We start from the raw sequence: 3,879 nt of genomic DNA, 5'->3' as shown, positions 1-3,879 counted from the left end.
GGTGAGCCCGGCGCCGCGAAGCGCCCTGGCCCTCTCCACCATTCTCCTACTGTATGCCATGCGGACTCCGTTCCGGACCTCAACGGTCCAACTTTTTGTCCGCAGTCCCGGCCGAAAAGTGGGGCACGCTTTCCCGAGCGGTCTCCATGGGAAACTATGCCCCATTTCGAAGGCTCATTCTGAGATGCATTTTCCGCCGAGTCAGCGACCGTGGCTCTACCCTGCCAGATACACCTCTAGTGCGGGCAACGTGGCCTCCGCATCACGCCGACCGACCTGGTAGATACGTTCGAGCTCCTCTGGCTCACGACACAGCGATGGCACCTTCACCGATTCGCTCGGACGCACCACAAAAACCTCGTCGCCGGCCTCGCGACGCGTCAGGTCATCGAGCGTGGCGTTATAAACCTCGTGCCGGTGCTCAAGCGCCGCGACAAACTCTGGATAGCGGCGAAACACGCGGCGCAGCATAGGCATCAAGCTATTGGGTTGTTTCACAAAGCCCGCCGGCTGCGTCAGCACCACGATGTTACGGTCATACCCCTGCGCAAACAGCCATGCGCTGGGAATAGAATCGGCCACACCGCCATCCAGATATCGATGTCCATCAATCCAGACGGGCTTGGTCGCCACGGGAATCGCCGACGATGCCCGAATCCACTCGATATCGCGCTCGTCGCCATACGGCAGATCGTGATAGACGGCCTTGCCCGTCTCGATATCGGTACACACGCACGTAAATCGCATGGGGCAGGCGCGATACGCCTCCAAGTCGATGGGATCGCGCTCGATAGGCACCTCGTGATAGGCAAAATCGGCATTGAACATATCGCCGGTTCGCAGCCAGCTGGTCACGCTCGCATAGCGCTTGTCGGCACAATAGGCTTTGTTGTAGCGAATGGCGCGGCCGATCTGGCGCGATTTAAAGTTGTAGCCAAACGCCGCGCCCGCCGAGACACCCACCATATGATCGCAGGTCAAACCGTGCTCCATCCAAACGTCGAGCACGCCCGCCGTATACATACCGCGGTAGCCGCCTCCCTCGAGCGCAAGCCCCACTGTGTGTGATGTCTCCGGCTGTGCCATGCAACCATCTCCGTTCCCATGCTTTTGAACTCAACAAGTATATCTGTCAACGTATGCCGTCAGAAACGTGTTTATAAGCATTTATCGAACGTTTCCCAATGCATTCCCCATGCCGTACCGCAATGCCCCTAGATGGCCTTAGGCATGAACGCCCTTAAGAACGTTGCGGGATAAACATCGCCCGCACCATGCCAACGTCATCGCACGCAACGTGAGATAATTCTCAGCAGAAGTCACCGACAGCAGAGGGAGTTTGTGATGAAGGTTCTTTTGGTCAACGGCAGTCCCAAGGCAAACGGAAACACCGCCCGGGCGCTCGCCGAAGTCGCCGAGCAGCTCAATGCCGAAGGCATTGATACCGAGGTGTTTCAGCTGGGCGCCAAGCCCATTCGTGATTGTATCGGTTGCGGCCAGTGTGGCAAGCTTGGGGGTCGCTGCACCTTTGACGACGACGTGGTGAACGAGCTCATCGCTGCCGCTGAGCAGGCAGACGGCTTTGTCTTTGGCTCACCCGTCTACTATGCGCACCCCAGCGGACGCATCCTTTCGGCCCTCGACCGCGCCTTCTATGCGGGCGGGCACGCCTTTGCGCACAAACCCGGCGCCGCGGTCGCTGTCGCCCGTCGCGGTGGCACGTCGACCACCTTCGATGTGCTCAACAAGTACTTCACCATCAACCAGATGCCCGTAGTCGCCTCCACGTACTGGAACAACGTCTTTGGTCGCGTGCCCGGCGACGCCGATGGGGATGCCGAGGGCCTTGCCACCATGCGCAACATCGGCAAGAACATGGCCTGGCTCCTGCAATGTATCGAAGCAGGACAGGCCGCCGGCATCAGCGCGCCCGAAGCCGATCGCGAGCGCACCAACTTCATTCGATAAGTCCAGCGGTGGTCACCTCGATGTTCTATTAATGTCAGCGAAAAGCCAGCTGATGAGGCAAGGTGCCTTGAAAGAGGAGGGCGCTGGGCTGTTGCCCGCGCCCGACGATTGAAAGGCAGATTGCCCATCAGATGGCTTTGCAGCGTCGAGGTGACCGCCGTTCGTTAGAACGGCGGAACATGCTATGAACGTGCAAATCTTCGGCACCAAAAAGTCCTTCGATACCAAGAAGGCCCAGCGCTATTTTAAGGAGCGCCGCATTAAGGTGCAGTTTATTGACCTTAAGGAAAAGGAGATGAGCAAAGGCGAGCTCACGAGCGTGATGCAGGCGGTCGGCGGCATCGACAAGCTGCTCAACCCCAAAGCCAAGGACGAGGAGACACTCGCACTTATCCAGCACCTCACTCCCAGCCAGCGCTTTGATAAGCTGCTCGAGAATCAGCAGGTACTGGCCGAGCCCATCGTGCGCAACGGCAAAAAGGCCACCGTCGGTTATTGCCCCGATGTATGGGGAGCCTGGGAGTAGCCTGTGTTATTTGCCGGCGCGTGGGTATAAGAGCAGGCGTTTGGCATAAGATTCAGCTGTAAGCCATATCTAACAAAGGAGGGCACATGCCCAACAAGCCCGTGAAGATCATCATGCTTACCGGATACCTCGGTGCCGGCAAGACCACGCTGCTCAACCATATCCTCGCCAACGACGGCGGTATCCGCGCCGCCGTGATCGTCAACGATATCGGCGAGATCAACGTCGACGCCAGCCTTATCGCCGACGGTGGCCTTTCCGAGACCGACGACCTCATCCCGCTCACCAACGGCTGCATCTGCTGCACGCTTTCGGACGACCTGGCCAACCAGCTGCAGGGCATCGCCGATTCGGGCAAGTTCGACTACATCATCATCGAGGCCTCCGGTATTTGCGAGCCTATCCCCATCGCCTACACCATCTCGAGCTTCTGCGACAAGGCCAAAGTGGGCGGCGAACCCAAGCTCGCGCTCGACAACATCGTTGCCGTGGTCGACTGCGCCCGCATGTACGACGAGTTCAACGGCGGTCGCGACCTGCTGGCCGAGGATATCGACGAGGACGACATCGAGAGCCTGCTCATCCAGCAGATCGAGTTTTGCTCCACGCTGATCCTCAACAAGACCGATACCGTGAGCCCTGAGCAGATCGCCGAGCTCAAGGCCATCGTGCGCAGCCTGCAGAAGGACGCCGTGATTGTCGAGGCTCAAAACGGCGAGGTCCCCATGGAGGAGCTGCTCGATACCGATCGCTTCGACTTTATGCGCGCCTACAACTCCGCCGCCTGGATCGAGGCCATGGAGCATCCCGAGGAGCACGACGACCCCGAGGTGCTCGAGTACGACATCGAGACCTTTGTGTACTCGCGCCGTAAGCCGTTTGACCTGCAGAAGTTCACCGATTTTGTTGAGCAGGAGTGGCCCGACGAGGTCATTCGCGTCAAGGGTCCGCTGTGGCAGACCGGCGATCCGGACATGTGCTACATGTTCGAGCAGGCCGGCCGCCAGATGCGCCTGATGGAGAACGGCCTGTTTGTCGACTCGGCGCCCGAGGGCGAGAAGCAGAAGATCATCGACGAGAACCCCGAGATCATGCAGATTTGGGACGACGAGACGGGCGACCGCATGACGAGCCTGTGCATCATCGGCCGTCACATGGACAAGGATGCGCTCATCGCCTCCCTCGATGCCTGCCTGACCGACTGGCACCGCGCTTAGGTTATCCAAGTGGGCGTTTTCCGCCCACGTAACCATCAAACCACCACGAAGGCGACTGTGAACTGCGCCCCGAAACTTGGACTGAATAAATAGCGACTACGCCGCAAGGGCCCGGTTCCGGAACTCCTCCGGCGTCAGGCCCTTCAATCTTACCTGCCTGCGCCGCGT

General features: G+C 59.3%; 5 protein-coding genes. 3 read left to right on the top strand and 2 right to left on the bottom strand.

What is annotated here, in order from left to right:
• Positions 1–216: 216 nt before the first annotated feature.
• Positions 217–1,086: a patatin-like phospholipase family protein gene (locus tag ACTQXM_RS08875; RefSeq protein ID WP_427719865.1), complete on the bottom strand. Its 870-nt coding sequence runs from the start codon at positions 1,084–1,086 to the stop codon at positions 217–219.
• Between the two features lie 258 nt (positions 1,087–1,344).
• Between ACTQXM_RS08875 and ACTQXM_RS08870 the strand changes: the two genes are divergently transcribed.
• The 3 genes from ACTQXM_RS08870 to ACTQXM_RS08860 all read left to right on the top strand — a co-directional run bounded on the left by ACTQXM_RS08870 (position 1,345) and on the right by ACTQXM_RS08860 (position 3,711).
• A complete protein-coding gene (locus ACTQXM_RS08870; RefSeq protein ID WP_427728306.1) occupies positions 1,345–1,968 on the top strand; it encodes a flavodoxin family protein in 624 nt (207 codons plus the stop codon).
• Positions 1,969–2,152: 184 nt separating this feature from the next.
• Positions 2,153–2,494 (top strand): arsenate reductase family protein, encoded by a 342-nt coding sequence (locus tag ACTQXM_RS08865; RefSeq protein ID WP_055252194.1) that lies wholly within the window; start codon positions 2,153–2,155, stop codon positions 2,492–2,494.
• Between the two features lie 86 nt (positions 2,495–2,580).
• Complete coding sequence (locus tag ACTQXM_RS08860; RefSeq protein ID WP_441537636.1) at positions 2,581–3,711, top strand: CobW family GTP-binding protein; 1,131 nt, start codon at positions 2,581–2,583, stop codon at positions 3,709–3,711.
• A gap of 96 nt (positions 3,712–3,807) precedes the next feature.
• On the opposite strand, the gene ACTQXM_RS08855 is transcribed toward ACTQXM_RS08860, so the two are convergent.
• Positions 3,808–3,879 (bottom strand): IS3 family transposase (locus ACTQXM_RS08855; RefSeq protein WP_441537142.1); only part of this gene is annotated, 72 nt, incomplete at its 5' end.

Origin of the sequence: Collinsella sp. LCP19S3_D3 (assembly GCF_052121455.1) — a bacterium.
GTDB lineage: Bacteria > Actinomycetota > Coriobacteriia > Coriobacteriales > Coriobacteriaceae > Collinsella.
The sequence above is the reverse complement of the archived record's forward strand: the minus strand, read 5'-3'. Positions and strand labels throughout refer to the sequence as shown.

Coding starts and splice junctions, on each gene's coding strand:
- ACTQXM_RS08875 (WP_427719865.1), bottom strand. CDS start 1,086: ATGGCACAGCCGGAGACATCACACACAGTGGGGCTTGCGCTCGAGGGA.
- ACTQXM_RS08870 (WP_427728306.1), top strand. CDS start 1,345: ATGAAGGTTCTTTTGGTCAACGGCAGTCCCAAGGCAAACGGAAACACC.
- ACTQXM_RS08865 (WP_055252194.1), top strand. CDS start 2,153: ATGAACGTGCAAATCTTCGGCACCAAAAAGTCCTTCGATACCAAGAAG.
- ACTQXM_RS08860 (WP_441537636.1), top strand. CDS start 2,581: ATGCCCAACAAGCCCGTGAAGATCATCATGCTTACCGGATACCTCGGT.